The 14,981-nt window shown below is 67.3% G+C and carries 16 protein-coding genes and 1 pseudogene; 5 read left to right on the forward strand and 12 right to left on the reverse strand.

The features are described 5' to 3' along the window. Positions 1-87: 87 nt before the first annotated feature. Positions 88-1,881 (reverse strand): glycoside hydrolase family 15 protein, encoded by a 1,794-nt coding sequence (locus ABIB51_RS04920; RefSeq protein WP_354186027.1) that lies wholly within the window; start codon positions 1,879-1,881, stop codon positions 88-90. 93 nt (positions 1,882-1,974) lie between these two features. Here ABIB51_RS04920 and ABIB51_RS04925 point away from each other — a divergent pair. Next, positions 1,975-2,521 (forward strand): annotated as a pseudogene (locus ABIB51_RS04925) (DUF72 domain-containing protein). Between the two features lie 57 nt (positions 2,522-2,578). Further along, complete coding sequence (locus ABIB51_RS04930) at positions 2,579-3,649, forward strand: App1 family protein phosphatidate phosphatase (RefSeq protein WP_354186029.1); 1,071 nt, start codon at positions 2,579-2,581, stop codon at positions 3,647-3,649. Here the strand turns inward: ABIB51_RS04930 and ABIB51_RS04935 are convergent. From ABIB51_RS04935 to ABIB51_RS04945, 3 genes are all read right to left on the reverse strand, one after another. Continuing rightward, entirely contained in the window at positions 3,646-5,175 is a 1,530-nt protein-coding gene (locus tag ABIB51_RS04935) for a GH1 family beta-glucosidase (RefSeq protein ID WP_354186031.1), read from the reverse strand. The genes ABIB51_RS04930 and ABIB51_RS04935 overlap by 4 nt on opposite strands. A gap of 56 nt (positions 5,176-5,231) precedes the next feature. Next, on the reverse strand, positions 5,232-5,621 hold the full coding sequence (locus ABIB51_RS04940; RefSeq protein WP_354186033.1) for a hypothetical protein: 390 nt from the start codon (positions 5,619-5,621) through the stop codon (positions 5,232-5,234). A 117-nt stretch (positions 5,622-5,738) separates the two neighbouring features. Further along, on the reverse strand, positions 5,739-6,164 hold the full coding sequence (locus ABIB51_RS04945) for an Hsp20/alpha crystallin family protein (protein WP_354186200.1): 426 nt from the start codon (positions 6,162-6,164) through the stop codon (positions 5,739-5,741). Positions 6,165-6,300: 136 nt separating this feature from the next. On the opposite strand from ABIB51_RS04945, the gene ABIB51_RS04950 reads away from it, so the two are divergent. Continuing rightward, positions 6,301-6,627, forward strand: a complete 327-nt coding sequence (locus ABIB51_RS04950) for a MerR family transcriptional regulator (protein WP_354186035.1) — start codon at positions 6,301-6,303, stop codon at positions 6,625-6,627. A 23-nt stretch (positions 6,628-6,650) separates the two neighbouring features. On the opposite strand, the gene ABIB51_RS04955 is transcribed toward ABIB51_RS04950, so the two are convergent. Next, on the reverse strand, positions 6,651-6,959 hold the full coding sequence (locus ABIB51_RS04955; RefSeq protein ID WP_354186037.1) for an MmcQ/YjbR family DNA-binding protein: 309 nt from the start codon (positions 6,957-6,959) through the stop codon (positions 6,651-6,653). A gap of 41 nt (positions 6,960-7,000) precedes the next feature. Further along, positions 7,001-7,783: a phosphatase PAP2 family protein gene (locus ABIB51_RS04960; protein ID WP_354186039.1), complete on the reverse strand. Its 783-nt coding sequence runs from the start codon at positions 7,781-7,783 to the stop codon at positions 7,001-7,003. Between the two features lie 99 nt (positions 7,784-7,882). Between ABIB51_RS04960 and ABIB51_RS04965 the strand changes: the two genes are divergently transcribed. Both ABIB51_RS04965 and ABIB51_RS04970 read left to right on the forward strand, forming a co-directional pair. Beyond that, on the forward strand, positions 7,883-8,311 hold the full coding sequence (locus ABIB51_RS04965; protein WP_354186202.1) for a YybH family protein: 429 nt from the start codon (positions 7,883-7,885) through the stop codon (positions 8,309-8,311). 200 nt (positions 8,312-8,511) lie between these two features. Then, complete coding sequence (locus ABIB51_RS04970; RefSeq protein WP_354186041.1) at positions 8,512-8,721, forward strand: hypothetical protein; 210 nt, start codon at positions 8,512-8,514, stop codon at positions 8,719-8,721. 137 nt (positions 8,722-8,858) lie between these two features. On the opposite strand, the gene manD is transcribed toward ABIB51_RS04970, so the two are convergent. The 6 genes from manD to ABIB51_RS05000 form a co-directional block, all read right to left on the reverse strand. Beyond that, positions 8,859-10,088, reverse strand: a complete 1,230-nt coding sequence (gene manD / locus ABIB51_RS04975; protein ID WP_354186043.1) for a D-mannonate dehydratase ManD — start codon at positions 10,086-10,088, stop codon at positions 8,859-8,861. 69 nt (positions 10,089-10,157) lie between these two features. Next, on the reverse strand, positions 10,158-11,195 hold the full coding sequence (locus tag ABIB51_RS04980; RefSeq protein ID WP_354186045.1) for a sugar kinase: 1,038 nt from the start codon (positions 11,193-11,195) through the stop codon (positions 10,158-10,160). Continuing rightward, a complete protein-coding gene (locus ABIB51_RS04985) occupies positions 11,192-11,866 on the reverse strand; it encodes a bifunctional 4-hydroxy-2-oxoglutarate aldolase/2-dehydro-3-deoxy-phosphogluconate aldolase (protein WP_354186047.1) in 675 nt (224 codons plus the stop codon). The genes ABIB51_RS04980 and ABIB51_RS04985 overlap by 4 nt, the downstream gene beginning before the upstream one ends. A gap of 116 nt (positions 11,867-11,982) precedes the next feature. Then, positions 11,983-13,131 (reverse strand): galactonate dehydratase, encoded by a 1,149-nt coding sequence (gene dgoD, locus ABIB51_RS04990; RefSeq protein WP_354186049.1) that lies wholly within the window; start codon positions 13,129-13,131, stop codon positions 11,983-11,985. 6 nt (positions 13,132-13,137) lie between these two features. Further along, positions 13,138-14,031 (reverse strand): carbohydrate ABC transporter permease, encoded by an 894-nt coding sequence (locus tag ABIB51_RS04995; RefSeq protein WP_354186051.1) that lies wholly within the window; start codon positions 14,029-14,031, stop codon positions 13,138-13,140. After that, positions 14,028-14,981 carry a carbohydrate ABC transporter permease gene (locus ABIB51_RS05000; protein WP_354186053.1) on the reverse strand — a complete coding sequence of 318 codons (954 nt, stop codon included), beginning with the start codon at positions 14,979-14,981 and terminating at the stop codon, positions 14,028-14,030. The genes ABIB51_RS04995 and ABIB51_RS05000 overlap by 4 nt, the downstream gene beginning before the upstream one ends.

Raw genomic sequence — 14,981 nt, forward strand, 5'->3', positions numbered from 1 at the left:
CTCCTTCTATCCTCGACCCCACACCGGGATATTAGTAAGTATACTTATTGATGCTCAAAAAGGAACCGGGGTCGCTGGAGGCACGGTTCAGGCGCCGCCGAGCGGGGTGTCGCTGCGGTGCACGCCGTCAGCCTTCAACTCCAGGGCGCTCATCACGAGCGCAAAGTGGCTGAACGCCTGCGGCGTATTGCCCAGCTGCCGGCCTTCCTCCACCCCCCACTCCTCGCTGAGGAGTCCGACGTCGTTGCGCAGCGCGAGCAGCCGCTCGAACAGCTCCTTGGCCTCGTGGTGCCGGCCGGCCCCCAGCAGCGCTTCCACCAGCCAGAAGGAACAGGCGATAAACACCCCCTCCTCGCCCGGCAGGCCGTCGTCGCTCTCGGCCGGTTTGTAACGGCGCAGGAAGCCGTCGTGGGTGAGTTCGCGCTGGACTGCCTCGATGGTGCCGATTATGCGCGGGTCATCCGGCGGCAGGAAACCCACCCGCGGGATGAGCAGCAGGCTCGCGTCAACCTCCGGACTCCCGTAGGACTGCACGAAGGTGTTGCGTTCGGCGTCGAATCCTTTGGCCATCACCTCGGCGTGGATGGTGTCGCGCAGTTCCTCCCAACGGTCCGCCGGGCCGGTCAGGCCGAAGTCCCGGATGCCCTTGACCATACGGTCCGCCGCCACCCAGGCCATGACCTTGGAGTGGGTGAAATGCCGCCGCGGCCCGCGCATCTCCCAGAGCCCGTTGTCCGGCCAGCCCCAGGCCTTCTCGAGGTGTTCCATCAGCGCCACCTGGACATCCCAGGATTCATCCGTGTGCTCCAGGAGCGAGTTCCGGGTCAGCGACAGGCAGTCCAGCACCTCACCCCAGACGTCCAGCTGCAGCTGCCCCGCCGCACCGTTTCCGGTCCGCACCGGGAAAGAGCCCTCATAGCCGCGCAGCCAGGGAAGTTCCGCCTCCGGCAGCCGGCGCTCACCGTGGATTCCGTACATGATCTGCAGGTCCGCGGGGTCGCCGGCCACGGCCCGCAGCAGCCAGTCCCGCCACGCGGCGGCCTCCTCCGTGTAGCCGGCGGCCAGCAACGCCTGAAGCGTCAGGGTGGCGTCGCGGAGCCAGCAGAACCGGTAGTCCCAGTTCCGCGTGCCGCCGAGCTCCTCCGGCAGGGACGTGGTCACGGCCGCCACGATTCCACCGGTTGGCGCGAAAGTAAGCGCCTTCAGCGTGATCAGCGAGCGCAGGACGGCCTCGCGGTAGGTGCCGGTGACGGTGCACCGGGCGGACCAGCGCTGCCAGAAGGACTCGGTGGAGACCAGGGCTTTTTCGGGGTCCACGGTCCGCGGCCGGCGCAGATGGCTCGGCGTCCAGGTCAGCACGAACGGCACCCGCTCCCCCGCCTTGATGGTGAAGTCGCTGATGGTCTGCAGCCGCTCGCCCCGCAGCGGCGCCTTCGTCACGAGGTAGGCGGCGTCGGGTCCGGCCACCGCGTGGATCCCGTGCGCGTCGTGGCGGACCCAGGGAACGATGTGCCCGTAGTCGAAGCGCAACGCCAACTCGCCGCGCATCCGGACCGTGCCGCGGACCCCCACCACGATCCGCACGATGTCCGCCACGGCGTCGCGCGGCGGCATGAAGTCGATGACCCTGACCTTGCCGCTCGGAGTCTCCCATTCCGTTTCCAGAATCAGCGTGTCCTTGCGGTAGCGCCGCCGTGTGCATTCGCCGCCGCCCTCCGGAGCCAGCAGCCAGCGACCTGATTCCGGGGTGTCCAGCAGGGCGTTGAAACAGGCCGGCGAATCGAAGCGCGGCAGGCACAGCCAATCGATGGAGCCTTCGGTACTGATCAGGGCTGCGGTGTGCAGATCGCCGACCATTGCATAATCCTCGATGCGTGCCATGGGACTTACAGTGCCACACCCGGAGCAGGCCAGGGCCGATGCCGCCCGGGACTAGGATCCAAACATGCCGAAAGAACGGGAGGTCGGGAACAACTGGCCATAGGACCGGGCACTCTTCACGTCCGAACCAGCGGCTGGAGCTATGGCCACTGGGAGGGTGTGCTCTACCCGCCCGGGCTCCCTGCCCGGGACCGGCTCGCGCATTACGCGGCCCGGTTCGTCACGGTGGAACTGAACGCCAGCTTTTACCGCTGGCCGCGGGAAGCGTCCTTCGCGAGCTGGCACCGCCGGCTGCCGGAGCGTTTCCTCCTGTCCGTGAGGGCCCCGCGCGGCCTGACCCACGGCAGGAAAGCTCTACTCCCCCGGGGTCTGGGTGGAACGGATTGCGCGCTGCTGGCACGAGCTGGCGGACAAGCGGGCCGTACTCCTGGTCCAGCTGCCGCCGGGCCGGCTGCACGGGCCGGATCACGAGCATCTCTCCGGCGGATCGTATTCCGACGCTGACCTTCGCTGGTGGGCGGACCGGGTCAGCGAGTGGCGGGCCGCCGGGAAGGACGTCTTCGTGTATTTCAACAACGACGGCGGCGGCTACGCCGTGCGCAACGCCGCCGCGTTGTGCTTGATGCCGGGGGACGCCTGAACCGGCGTTGCCTGACGTATTCCGTTCCCGGGCGGTCCGCTGTGGGAGAGTGGAGGCATGGATTTGGCAACGCAGCACTCACCCCAGCAGCCACCGGTCTCCGGCAACAAAGCGTTCCGGCTGGCCCACTGGGTATCGGACGCCGTCAACGGGCTGCGGCTCAAGGCGGCCCGACGCTGGCACTTCATTCCGCAGACCATCGCGTACCAGGGCTACGGCTCCACGGGCTGGGTCCGCGTGCTTGGCCGGGTAGTGCTGACGAGCAAGGCGACCCCCGGCAGCCGGGCGGAGTTCGCGGCCCAGAACGGCAACCAGAACATCCGCGGCTGGCGCGCCTTCACGTCCGTCCCGATCCAGTTCACGGAAGTGGAAATCGAGATTGGCGGCGTGAAGGCACGTGTGCGGGCGGACCGCGGCGGTCTCGTGGACACCGTTGTGCAGGTGTCGCTCCCCCCGGGCTGGCACACGGCCAAGCTGCGGGCCGCCGGAACCGAGCCGGTGGAAGCCAAGGTGTTCGTTATCTCCCCCGACACCAGGCTGGGGATCGTCTCGGACATCGATGACACGATCATGGTGACGGCCCTCCCCCGGCCCTTTCTTGCCCTCTGGAACACGTTCGTGCTGAACGAACGGGGCAGGATGGCAACGCCCGGCGTGGCAGTCCTGATGGACCGGCTCCTCGTGGAGCATCCGGAGGCCCCCGTGATCTACCTGTCCACGGGACCGTGGAACGCGGCCCCGACGCTGGCCCGGTTCATCACCCGGAACATGTACCCCTCCGGTGCCCTGCTGCTCACCGACTGGGGCCTTACCAATGACCGCTGGTTCCGCAGCGGCCAGGACCACAAGCGGCGGAACCTGGAACTTCTCGCCGAGGAATTCCCTCACATGCGCTGGCTGCTCTTCGGAGACAACGGCCAGCACGATGAAGCGATCTATTCCGACTTCGCGCAGCGGCACCCGGACGCGGTGGCAGCCATCTGCATCCGGCAGCTTTCAGCCGGGGAAGCCGTGCTGGCCGGCGGACACTCGGAAACCGGGGACCACACAGATTCCCCTGTCCCGTGGATCTACTCCCCCGACGGCGCAGGCATGGCCAAAGGCCTACAGCCGCTCAAGCTGCTCTAACCCACCGGGTGCGGGCGTTCGGCGTCGGAACCGGGCGCCGGAGCCCCCGCGCCGGCAGCCGAGTGGCCACCGGGGCCCGCGCCCTGATGGCGGGCCGCGAGGAGCTCCTGGAGCCAGTAGAATGAGGCTTTGGGCGTGCGCACCTGGGTGTCAAAGTCGACGTGCACCAGGCCGAACTGCTGGTTGTAGCCGCCGGACCACTCAAAATTGTCCATGAGAGACCACACGTAGTAGCCGCGCAGATCGATCGACTCGGCGGCCCCGCCCGGCGACGTGGACTGCACGGCTGTTCCGATGTGGTCCGCCAGGAACCGCAGCCGCCGCTCGTCGGGGATGATCGTGCTGTTTGATGCATCGTCGCGGACCAGCACGTCCTCGAAGCTTGCGCCGCCCTCGGTGATATAGACGGGCGGCAGGTCCGGGTAGCGCTCCGCCATCTCGGCCAGCGCCACGGACATGTATTCCGGTTTGATCGGCCAGCCGTAGGCGGTGGTCTCGGTGTCCGGGAACGTGGCGATATGGAAAGGCGCACCCGGAGTGCCGCTGAGGTCGTCCCCCATCGCCTCCGCCATTCCTTCCGGCACGGTGCCGTCCCCGGGCCCGGATCCGACCCGCGTCGGCATGTAGTAGTTGAGGCCGTAGAAATCCAGCGGCTGTGAAATGAGCTCCATGTCCTCGCTGGACGGGCTGAATGCCGAGGAGAACAACGTGGCTGCCCGGATCATGTCCGGATACTTCCCCACTAGCACCGGATCCGCGTACAGCCGGTTCTGGGCTGTGTCCATGAGTCCGGCGCTGACCTTGTCCAGCGGGTTGCTGGAGGCCGGAACCATCGGGGAGTACACGTTGGTGATGCCGACTTCACCAGCCACCTTCGCTGCCCGGAGCGCCTGCAGGGACAACCCGTGGCCCAGCAGCTGGTGGTGGACGCTGGGCAGCGCCTTCAGCATCAGCGCTTCGCCGGGCGCGTGTATGCCCAGGGCGTAGCCGTTGGTGGTGACGGTGGCCGGCTCGTTCACGGTGACCCAGCGGGCCACGCGGTCGCCGTACGCCGCCGCGGCGATGGCGGCGAACTCCCCGAGCCGGTAGGCAGTGTCCCGGTTCATCCATCCACCGGCCTCGTCCAGCGGCAACGGAGTGTCCCAGTGGTAGAGGGTGGCCATGGGGCTGATCCCGTTGGCCAGCAGCAGATCGATCAGCCGGTCATAAAAGTCCAGGCCGGCCGGATTCACCGGCCCGCTGCCGCCGGGCTGGATACGCGACCAAGACAGCGAAAACCGGTAGGAATCGATCCCCAGTTCCTTCATCAGCGCCACATCCTGGGGCATCCGATGATAGTGGTCGCAGGAGACCGCGGGGCTTTGGTCTTCCACGATCGAGCCGGGTTTCGCCGCAAAGACGTCCCAGCCGGAGGGACCCCTGCCATCCTCGTCCAGCGCCCCTTCGATCTGGAACGCGGAGGTCGCCACCCCCAGGGTGAAACTCGGCGGCAGCAGCGCAGCCAGATTCTTGGCGGAAGCATTCATCGGTGGTGTCCCTTAAGTAGTTCAGGCAGTTGATTGATTTTAGGCGCGCCCGGCCCTCAGTACATGGATCCCCCGGGTCCGTAGAGGAATTCCTTGGCGTGGGCCACCGCCTTCTTGAAGGCATCGTTCCTCAGCGAGAGGAGGTGCTCGGCCTCATCCACTGACGGTTCCAGGTACCCGGTGTACCCCGGCCGGAGCACCCATATATCGCCGGCCGGCGGCAGATAGAACACGCCGAACGAGCGGTGCTGGATGTCGTCGGCGGTCCAGACAGGAACCACCGCGAGTGCGGCGCCCGTCTCGATGTTGATCCACTGCGCCCGGGGAAGTGGCGCCTCGTACGCTTCCGGGTCAAGGAACGGTGCTGTCCCCTCGCCCCACCGCTCCTCGAAGCGCTCCCGGAAGACCGGCATCACGTGGGAATCGTAGCGGCGCCACGCACTCATGGCTGGCCTCCTTCTAGTGTGCTTTTCCCTTGTGTCGGAGCGCAGACAGCTGTCGGACCGCCCGGCGGCGGGAATGCGGCCACGGCGGGCGCCGGTCCGTTGCCCTGCGGCTACCCGCTACTTCGAGATTTGGTGCAGATTGTCCTGCGTGTGGGAGATCTCGATCTTCCGCGGTTTAGCCGCTTCCAGCACCGGAATGCGGAGCGTCAGGACGCCGTCCGCGTAGGTGGCCTTGACTTTCTCGGTGTCCAGGGTGTCGCCGAGGATCAGCTGGCGGCTGAACACGCCGCGTGGCCGCTCAGCGGCGATCAGCTCCACGTTGGGCTGCGTCGGATCGCGCCGTTCAGCCTGGACTGTGAGGACGTTGCGTTCAATGTCAAGATTCACCGAGTCAACGTTGACCCCGGGCAGGTCGAATGCGACGACGAACTCGCCGTCCTCCTGCCAGGCGTCCATCGGCATGGCAGCGGGCCGCGCCACCGTGCCGAGGACCTGCTGCGTCAGGCGGTCCAGCTCCCGGAACGGGTCGGTACGCATCAACATCATGATCCACTCCTTCTGACGGGATTCCTGTGATCTCCGCTATCCAACCAGTATCTGTGGTGGTGAATATAGATTTTTTATAGCACCAGTGCCAAACTGTTGCAACAGGGAATTTTGGACCGGGCGGAGGAGCACTATGGCGGAACGCGGAACGGACGTGGGCCTGTACGCGATCTCCGTGGTGGCCCATCTCGTCGGGACCGGACAGCAGAACATCCGGCTCTACGAGCGGAGAGGGCTGCTCAGGCCGGACCGCACAGCCGGCGGGACCCGGCAGTACAGCGAGACGGACCTCGCCGTGCTGGGACGGATCAGCGAACTGCTGGAGGAAGGACTCAACCTGGCCGGGGTGGCCAAGGTCCTCGAGCTGGAAGCGGCCAATGCCCGGCTGCGGAGCGAGCTGAAACGCGCCCGGGCGCGCGTTCCTGCGGCCACGTGCACACCCGCCGATCCGGCGCCCTGACCCGGACACGCGCCTGGCTGTGGCTACCGCCGTCGTCCGCCGGCAAGGCGGTGGGACTCCGCCAGGAGCTCGCCTAGTTCCACGGCCTCGATCCGGTCCAACCGGACCAGGACCAGCAGCGGCGAGCGGTCATGGTGCGGGGTCCAGAAGTACGTTTCAGGGTCCGTTCCGGCGAGCGCCTCGCGCTCCTCCGTCTTGACCGTAAGGACCCCGTCCTCCCAGATTCTGGCCATCAGCGTGCCGGCGAACCACGCGGGCCTGCCCCAACTGGGCCGCTCCGTCACGCCCGGCAGTGCCAGGGCAGCTTGGCGGACGTCGTCTTCGGTGGCCATGGCCCACTGTCGCACCGCCGGCACTGCCCGGGCAAGGGCGGCTAGTCCTGGCTGGTGTCGGCCTTCGAGCGGGTCCCGGTGATCTGCTCGCCGGGGATGCGGGCGGTTCGCCACGTGTCGAGGGCGATCACCGCGCCCAGCACCACGAAGGAGATGGACAGCGAGGCCAGCGCGTCGGTGGTCCAGTGATAGCCCAGATAGAGCCGGCTGACCGACGCGAAGAAGATCCCGATTCCGGCGACCCCAAAGCCGGCGACGGCGGCCTTGGGGTTCCGGCGCCTCGAGAAGATGAGGAAGGTCGTGACGAGGAGGAAGTCGCAGGCTCCCAGGACGTGTCCGGAGGGGAAGGAGAAAGTGGTGTCTGGCCCGAAGAGCATCAAGTCCACCGGCGGGCGCTGCCTGCCCACGGTCCGGCCGATGGCTTGGGCCAGGATCACTCCGGTCAGCATGGCCCCGGCGAGCAGCATGGGCCGCCAGGCGTGTTTGGCCAACAGGCCCCAGGCCGCGGTCACCACCAGGATGATGATCGGCAGGGCCACCGGCCCGAAGACGATTGCGAGGAAGATCATGATGCTGGTCAACGGCTCGGAGCGCAGCGTGAGGAGCCAGGAGCGCACAGGTTCGTCCAGGGAGCTGAGGCCGCCGTTCTGGAGCACGCCGGCGAGGAGGACGACGAACAGCACGGACCCGATGATCATGAGCCCGACGGCGATCCGGTAGAGATTCTTCCGTGCAGGCTCGGCCATGAAGCGTTCCTCCACGATGAACTTGTCATGGAAAACCCGCCACCGGCCCGGCGATTTCCCGGTTTGTTCCTCGGTCATGTTCCGTATTCCGCCTCTGCAATGTGTTAAGACATTCCCGCTGAAGATTATCGCGGTTCCGCCGATTGTGCGGCGCCGGTCCGCGCCGTCGCCCGGCCGCTGGCCGCGCCGGAGGCACTTCCGGAGCCCGGCGCCCTCAGCCGCGAAGAAGTACAGGATGCAGCGGACCGCCTGGTGGCCGCCTTCGCGGCGACGGACACCGAGGCCTACTTCGCAGCCTTCAGCCCCGAGGCGACGTTCATATTCCATCCGGAGTACCAGAGCCTCGGTTCCCGGGCCGCCTGCCGCACGCTCTGGAACAGCTGGCTCGCCGGCGGCTGGCGTGTGCTGGAATGCCGGAGCAGCGAGCAGAACATCCAGCTTCTGGGCCGTACTGCAGTGTTTTCGCACCGTGTGGCCGCGAGAGTCCAGATCGACCGGGAAGGTGGCCGCGAAACGAGCGATGAACGCGAGACCACCGTCTTCTCCCGGGCTCAGGACGGCAGCATCCTCTGTGTCCACGAGCATCTCTCGCCCTGCCCGCAGTGATGCCGGTGACCAGACTCACGGGGACCACCAGCGCCGCGATGGAACTGCAGGTCAACGCCCCGGGCCGCGACGTGCCGGGATTTGCCGACTGCCGGGCTCGGCGCGGACACGGTGTGGTGATTTGACGCGTCAATAAATATGACGTTAGTGTTCCTGAATCCATTGGGGCCGACTAGAAGTACTCCAAGAAAGACTGAGCAATGACTACCATTACCAAGTCCATTGAGATCCAGGTCGACAACCGGCACGTCCTCGACGAGCGACTCAACGACGCCGTCCGCGGGCTGCAAGAGCTCGCCATGACCACGGGTACGCACGGAATCCTGCTCACGCGGCACAAGCCGGGCCACTACACTGCGGCACTCTCCGACCAGGTCCCCTTCGGAATGACCCAGGAACTCGTTCACTGAGGCACCTGAAAACCGGACGCTGAGAGCGGCCTCAAAAGAGCCAGGTCCCGGGCGGCAGAGCATCGACTCGCCGCCCGGGACCTTTTTGGTGCCTCAGGGATGGTTTCCAGCCGTGGCCGGTCACCAGTCGTGGCCGGTCACCAGTCGTGGACTGTTCCGTCGACGAGGCGGTTGTAGGGCAGGTAGGCCTGCTGGTAGGGGTAGGCCGCGGCGGCTTGTTCGTTGAATTCGACGCCGATGCCGGGCGCCTCGCCCGGGTGCAGGTAGCCGTCCACGAACGTCATGGACTGCTCGAACACCTCGTTGGTCGCATCCGAGTGCTGCATGTATTCCTGGATGCCGTAGTTGTGGATCGCCAGGCCCACGTGCAGCTGCGCGGCGAACCCGACCGGGGAGATGTCGGTGGGGCCGTGGAAACCGGACTTGATCTGGTACTGCGCGGCGAAATCCATCACCTTCTTCAACGGGCTGATCCCGCCGAAGTGCGTGGACGCGGCCCGGACGTAGTCGATCAGCTGTTCCTTGATCAGGGTCTGGTAGTCATAGACGGTATTGAAGATCTCCCCGATCGCCAGCGGCGTCGTGGTGTGCTGCCGGACCAGGCGCAGCGCCTCCTGGTTCTCCGCCGGCGTGCAGTCCTCGAGCCAGAACAGATCATAGGGTTCCAGCGCCTTGCCCAGCTTCGCGGCCTGGATCGGGGTCATCCGGTGATGCCCGTCGTGGAGCAGCGGCAGCTCCGGGCCGAACTCGTTCCGGACCGCCTCGAACACCGACGGCAGGTGCCGCAGATACGCCCTGGTGTCCCAGTCCTCCTCGACCGGGAACGCGCCCCGGCCCGCGGGCTCGTAGTCGTAGCGCTCCCCCGAGGCCTGCGCCTGCGCCGCGACCCCGTACACGGCCTTGATCCCCGGCACCGCGGTCTGGATCCGGACCGACTTGTAGCCGAGCTCCAGGTGCTCCCGGACCGAATCGAACAACGACTCCAGATCCGCACCCGAGGCGTGCCCGTACGCGCGCAGCCCGTTCCGGGACGCCCCGCCCAGGAGCTGGTAGACCGGCATCCCGGCCATCTTGCCCTTGATATCCCACAACGCCATGTCCACCGCGGCGATCGCGGCCATCGTCACCGGACCCCGCCGCCAGTACGAGGACCGGTACAGGAACTGCCAGGTGTCCTCGATCCGGTGCGGATCCTTCCCGATCAGCAGCTGCACGACATGCTCCCTCAAATACGCGGCCACCGCGAGCTCACGCCCGTTCAGCGTCGCATCCCCGATCCCGGTCACCCCGTCCTCGGTCGTGATCCGGAGAGTGACGAAGTTACGGGACGGACTGGTCACGAAGACTTCCGCGGCAATAATTTTCACAGCTGGTCCAGGCTTTCCATGTTGGATTGAATACGGTTGGTTCGGCTTGAAAGGCGGGGTGTGCGCGGCCTAGCGCTGCGTGGTTCCGCTGGGCGTGGCGCCCAGCAGCGCCAGCTCCGCGCGGCCGGGCAGTCCTTCCCAGTCCCCGGCGGTGCTGACGGCAAAGGCTCCCGCCAGGGCGCCGCGTTGCAGGCGGCCGGCGACGTCGGCGCCGTCGAGCAGGGCGGAAAGGTAGCCGGCAGTGAAAGCGTCCCCGGCTCCCACGGTATCGATGCTGGTCACGGGGACTGCGGGCGCCTCCCAGCGTCCGCCGGCGGTGTGCACGCCGGCGCCGGCGGCACCGCGCTTGACCACGACTTCACGGACCCCGTGCTCCAGCAGTTCGGCGGCCATGGCTGTTTCGGCGGCATCGGCACCGGCGTCGGCGACATCTGCGGCACCGGCGTACGATGTTCCGGCCGGGCCCGCGCCGCCCGCGACCAGGCCGAGCTCGTCGTCGGAGGCGATCACGATGCTGGCGTAGCGGGCGAGGGGCGTGAGAACGGCGCGGGCCTCCTCCCGGGACCACAGCTTGCTGCGGTAATTGACGTCCAGGGAGACTTCCATGCCTTCGGCGGCGGCGCGCTCGGCCGCGTACTCCACGGCCTTCCGGGCGTCCGGGCTCAGGGCGGCCGTGATGCCGGTCAGGTGCAGGATCCGGGCGCCGGCCGTGAGTGCGCGGTCCAGGTCCTCGGGGCCGAGGGTGGATCCGGCGGAACCGGCGCGGTAGTAAAAGGCCCGGGTGACATCCGCCGTGCGTTGTTCGAGGAACATCACGCCGGTGTTCCGGGCGGCGTGAATCCGGTGCCGCAGTGCGATCCCCTCGGCGCGCAGCTGCCGCAGGATAAACTCGCCATGCGGGTCGGCGCCGAGCACCCCGGCCCAGCTGACGCTGTGCCCGAGCCGGGCGACCCCGACAGCCACGTTCGACTCTGCCCCGGCCACGTGCATGCCCAGGCTGCCGCCGGCGGACAGCGGACCGGCGGACCGAAGCGAGACCATGGACTCGCCAAAGGTGAGCAGGTCAACGGCCGGCGGGGCGGATGCGGGGCCGACGGCGGCCGTCACCGCAGGATCTCCGCGCCGGACCTGCGGGCGAATTCGGCGGCGAGGTCCACGAAGCCGCGGGCCCGGTCGCGCATCGGGGCGAGGTCGCCGCCGGAGCCGGCGTCGCCGAACAGCGGTCCGCCGAGCCCGACGGCGATGGCCCCGGCTTCCCAGTAAGCCGTTGCCTCGCGGAGACCGACCCCGCCGACGGCGATGAACGGGATCCCGGGAAAGGGATCGCGGAGCGCCTTGAGGTAGCCCGGCCCGCCGATGGAGGCGGGGAAGAGCTTGACCGCGGTGGCGCCGCGGTTCATGGCTTCGTAGGCCTCGCTGGGGGTCAGCGCACCGGCCAGTACGGGCAGTCCCAGCCGGGCCGATTCGGCGATCGACTCTGCCAGCGACGGGGTCACCATGAACTGGCCTCCCGCCTCGGCTACCCGGTCAACATCCTGCGCCGTCAGCACCGTGCCGGCTCCGACGAAGCAGTCCGCCGGGGCCGTCGCGCGGACCGCGCTGATCGCCTCGAAGGCATTGGGCGTGGTGAGGGCGATTTCGACGAACCGGAACCCCTCCTCCATCGCGGCGAGGGCCGCCTTGGCGGCGGCTGTGCCGTCCGTTCCGCGCACGATCGCCACCAGCCGGGTCTCCCGGATGCCGGCGAGCAGCGATCCGGCGGTCAGGGTGTTCTCCATGTCAGGCTTCTCCTTCGTCGGGGCGTTTACCGTTCCGGCGCTTACCGTTCCGGCGTTTACCGTTCCGGCGTTTACCGTTCCGGCGTTTGCCGTTCCGGCGCTTACCACGCGGGCGTTCACCATTCGGCGAAGGCGCCGTCGGGGTGCCGCCAGACGGGACCGCGCCAGGCATGACCGCGTTTGTCCGCGGCGCGGACCACGGCCTCGTCGATCTCGATCCCGAGCCCGGGGCCGGTGAGCCGTTCGATGTGCCCGTCCACGAATTTCAGCGGGGACTTGTCCACCACGTAGTCCAGGACTTCGGCGCCCTTGTTGTAGTGGATGCCGATGCTTTGTTCCTGGATCAGGAAGTTGGGCGTCGCGAAGCCCACCTGCAGGCAGGCGGCCAGGGCCAGCGGGCCCAGCGGGCAGTGCGGGGCGAGCTGGACCTCGTAGATCTCGGCAAGCGAGGCGATCTTGCGGACCTCGGTGATGCCGCCGGCGTGGGAGAGGTCAGGCTGGGCCACGGCGATGCCGGCCTGCAGCGCGGGCAGGAATTCCTGCCGGCTGTAGAGCCGCTCACCGGTAGAGACCGGCGTCGTGGTGGAGGACGTGAACTCGCGCAGCAGGTGGGTGTTTTCCGGAACCAACGGCTCTTCGAGGAAGAAGGGGCGGTACGGTTCCAGCAGCGGCGCCACCCGCCGGGCGTTTGCGAGGCTGAAGCGGCCATGGAAGTCAACGGCGACATCGCGGTGGTCCCCGAGGACCTCGCGGGCGGCAGCCACCCGGCGGACGACGCCGTCGAGCTCGGCCACGGAGGCGATGGGGCTCATCCGGCCGCTCGCGTTCATCTTCACGGCGGTGAGCCCGACCTCCAGCTGCGCGCTGATCTGGTCTGCCACCTCGTTGGGCTCGTCGCCGCCCACCCAGCCATACATCCGGATCCGGTCCCGGACGTGGCCGCCGAGAAGCTGGTGCACCGGGGTGTTGAAGTGCTTGCCCGCGATGTCCCACAGGGCCTGGTCCAGGCCGGACACGGCGCTGGCCAGGATGGGCCCGCCGCGGTAGAAGGAGCCCTTCGTCATGACCTGCCAGTGGTCCTCGATCCGGAGCGCATCGTTGCCGATGAGCAGCTCGGAGAGCTGGTCGACGGCGGTGCGCACCGTTTCGCTGCGGCCCTCGCACGTCGCCTCGCCCCAGCCGACGATCCCGCTGTCCGTTTCGATCCGGACGAAGAGCCAGCGCGGCGCGACGAGGAAGGTTTCAATCCTGCTGATGAGTGTCATCTGTGCCTAGCCCTTGGTCGCCCCGGCGGTCATGCCGGAGACGATGTACTTCTGCGTGAAGAGCGCAATGATCATGATCGGGATGGTGACCACGGTGGCGGCCGCCATCAGTCCGCCCCAGTCGATGCTGGCGTAGGAGACGAAGTCGAAGATCGCGACCGGCAGGGTCTTGGTCTTGGAGCCGGAGAGCACCAGGGCGAACATGAAGTTGTTCCACGAGAAGATGAAGGACAGGATGCCGGCGGTGGCGATGCCGGCGACCGAGAGCGGCAGCGTGATGCGGCGGAAGGCTCCGATCGGGGTGAGCCCGTCCACCTGGGCTGATTCCTCCAGCTCCAGCGGCATCGAATCGAAGTAGCTCATCATGATGTAGACGATCAGCGGCAGCGCGACGAACATGTGGCTGAGGATCAGCACCTCGAAGCCTCCCACCATCCTCAGGTTGGAGAACACGTAGTACCAGGGCACCAGCAGGGAGACGCCGGGGATGACGCGGGCCATCAGGACCACGAGGGCCGAGCGGTGCATCGTGAAGCGGCTCATGGCGTAGGCCGCCGGGACGCCCAGGACCAGGGACAGGACCGTGGAGACAAAAGCCACCCAGAAGCTGTTGAAGATAAAGACGAAGTAGTTGTTGCGCTGCAGCACGTTGGCGTAGTTCTCGGCGGTGGGGGTGAAGAGCAGCGCCTTGCCGGTGTCGTAGATGTCCACGTTGGTCTTGAAGGACGCCAGCAGCATCCAGAACAGCGGAGCGACGAGGAACAACACCACGGCGATCAGTGCCAGGACGCGGAAGACCTTATACGCGCGGGTGGCCAGGGGCTTCCGGCGGCGCGGGGCCCGTGGGGTCCCGGCCGCGGAGCCGGTCCGGGTTTCGGTGTTTTCGTTCAGTACGGTCATTTGCTTACCGCTTTCTTGCGCATGGTCAGCAGCCACATGGAGCCGATGATGATCATGAAGAACAGGATCAGCACCGCGGAGGACAGCCCGTACTGGTTGTAGTCGAAGCTCAGTCCGTAGGCGTAGACGTTGAGGGTCTCCACCTCGTGGAAGGAACCGCCGCCCTTGCCCTTGGTGGCGTAGAGGATGTCAAAGGTCTTGAGGGCGTCGATGCCGCGGAGCAGGATGGCGACGATCACTGTCGGCATCATGAGCGGCAGCGTGATGAAGAAGAAGCGCTGGAAGGAATTGGCACCGTCCATCCGGGCCGCCTCATCGGGTTCCTCGGAGAGGGACGTCAGGCCGGCGAGCAGTATCAGCACCACCATGGGGGTCCACTGCCACACGTCCATGAAGATGGTGGTGCCCAGCGCCGTGTCCTGGCCGGAGAGCCAAGGCTGGGGCGGGATGCCGATCATGCCGAGCAACTGGTTGGCGAAGCCGATGTTGGGATCGAAGATCAGCCGCCACATCATGCCGACGGCCACGGGGGTCGCGACCAGCGGGAGCAGGATGGCCACGCGGACCCACTTTTCGCCGCGGAACGGACGCCACAGCAGCAGCGCGATGCACATGCCCAGCACCACCTCGCAGACGAGGGCGACGCCGGTGAAGGTCAGCGTGCGGCCGACGGCGGGCCAGAAGCGGTCCGTGTCCGAGAGAACGCTCAGATAGTTCTGCAGCCCGACGAACTCCGAAGGGGCACGGACGGAGCCCTGCGAATCGGTGAGGCTAAGGTACAGGGTCCAGGCCAGAGGAAAGACGATCAGGACCCCGACGAAGATCATCGCGGGGGCTGCGAAGAGCCACTTGCGGTGCTGGTTGGCCCAGGCGGAGAAGTTCTCCCGCGCACCGGGAGGGCGGCCGGCGCTGCGGGCGGGCGCGCTGCGGGGAGGGTTCAGTACAGACAT

This window comes from Arthrobacter sp. UYCu712 (assembly GCF_040547005.1).
Lineage (GTDB): Bacteria > Actinomycetota > Actinomycetes > Actinomycetales > Micrococcaceae > Arthrobacter.

Excerpts from the sequence above, each read along its gene's own strand:
- ABIB51_RS04950 (WP_354186035.1), top strand. The coding sequence starts at position 6,301 with ATGGCGGAACGCGGAACGGACGTGGGCCTGTACGCGATCTCCGTGGTG.
- ABIB51_RS04920 (WP_354186027.1), bottom strand. The coding sequence starts at position 1,881 with ATGGCACGCATCGAGGATTATGCAATGGTCGGCGATCTGCACACCGCA.
- ABIB51_RS04930 (WP_354186029.1), top strand. The coding sequence starts at position 2,579 with ATGGATTTGGCAACGCAGCACTCACCCCAGCAGCCACCGGTCTCCGGC.
- ABIB51_RS04985 (WP_354186047.1), bottom strand. The coding sequence starts at position 11,866 with ATGGAGAACACCCTGACCGCCGGATCGCTGCTCGCCGGCATCCGGGAG.
- ABIB51_RS04970 (WP_354186041.1), top strand. The coding sequence starts at position 8,512 with ATGACTACCATTACCAAGTCCATTGAGATCCAGGTCGACAACCGGCAC.
- ABIB51_RS04940 (WP_354186033.1), bottom strand. The coding sequence starts at position 5,621 with ATGAGTGCGTGGCGCCGCTACGATTCCCACGTGATGCCGGTCTTCCGG.
- ABIB51_RS04935 (WP_354186031.1), bottom strand. The coding sequence starts at position 5,175 with ATGAATGCTTCCGCCAAGAATCTGGCTGCGCTGCTGCCGCCGAGTTTC.
- ABIB51_RS04945 (WP_354186200.1), bottom strand. The coding sequence starts at position 6,164 with ATGTTGATGCGTACCGACCCGTTCCGGGAGCTGGACCGCCTGACGCAG.
- ABIB51_RS05000 (WP_354186053.1), bottom strand. The coding sequence starts at position 14,981 with ATGTCTGTACTGAACCCTCCCCGCAGCGCGCCCGCCCGCAGCGCCGGC.
- ABIB51_RS04955 (WP_354186037.1), bottom strand. The coding sequence starts at position 6,959 with ATGGCCACCGAAGACGACGTCCGCCAAGCTGCCCTGGCACTGCCGGGC.
- dgoD (WP_354186049.1), bottom strand. The coding sequence starts at position 13,131 with ATGACACTCATCAGCAGGATTGAAACCTTCCTCGTCGCGCCGCGCTGG.
- ABIB51_RS04960 (WP_354186039.1), bottom strand. The coding sequence starts at position 7,783 with ATGACCGAGGAACAAACCGGGAAATCGCCGGGCCGGTGGCGGGTTTTC.
- ABIB51_RS04995 (WP_354186051.1), bottom strand. The coding sequence starts at position 14,031 with ATGACCGTACTGAACGAAAACACCGAAACCCGGACCGGCTCCGCGGCC.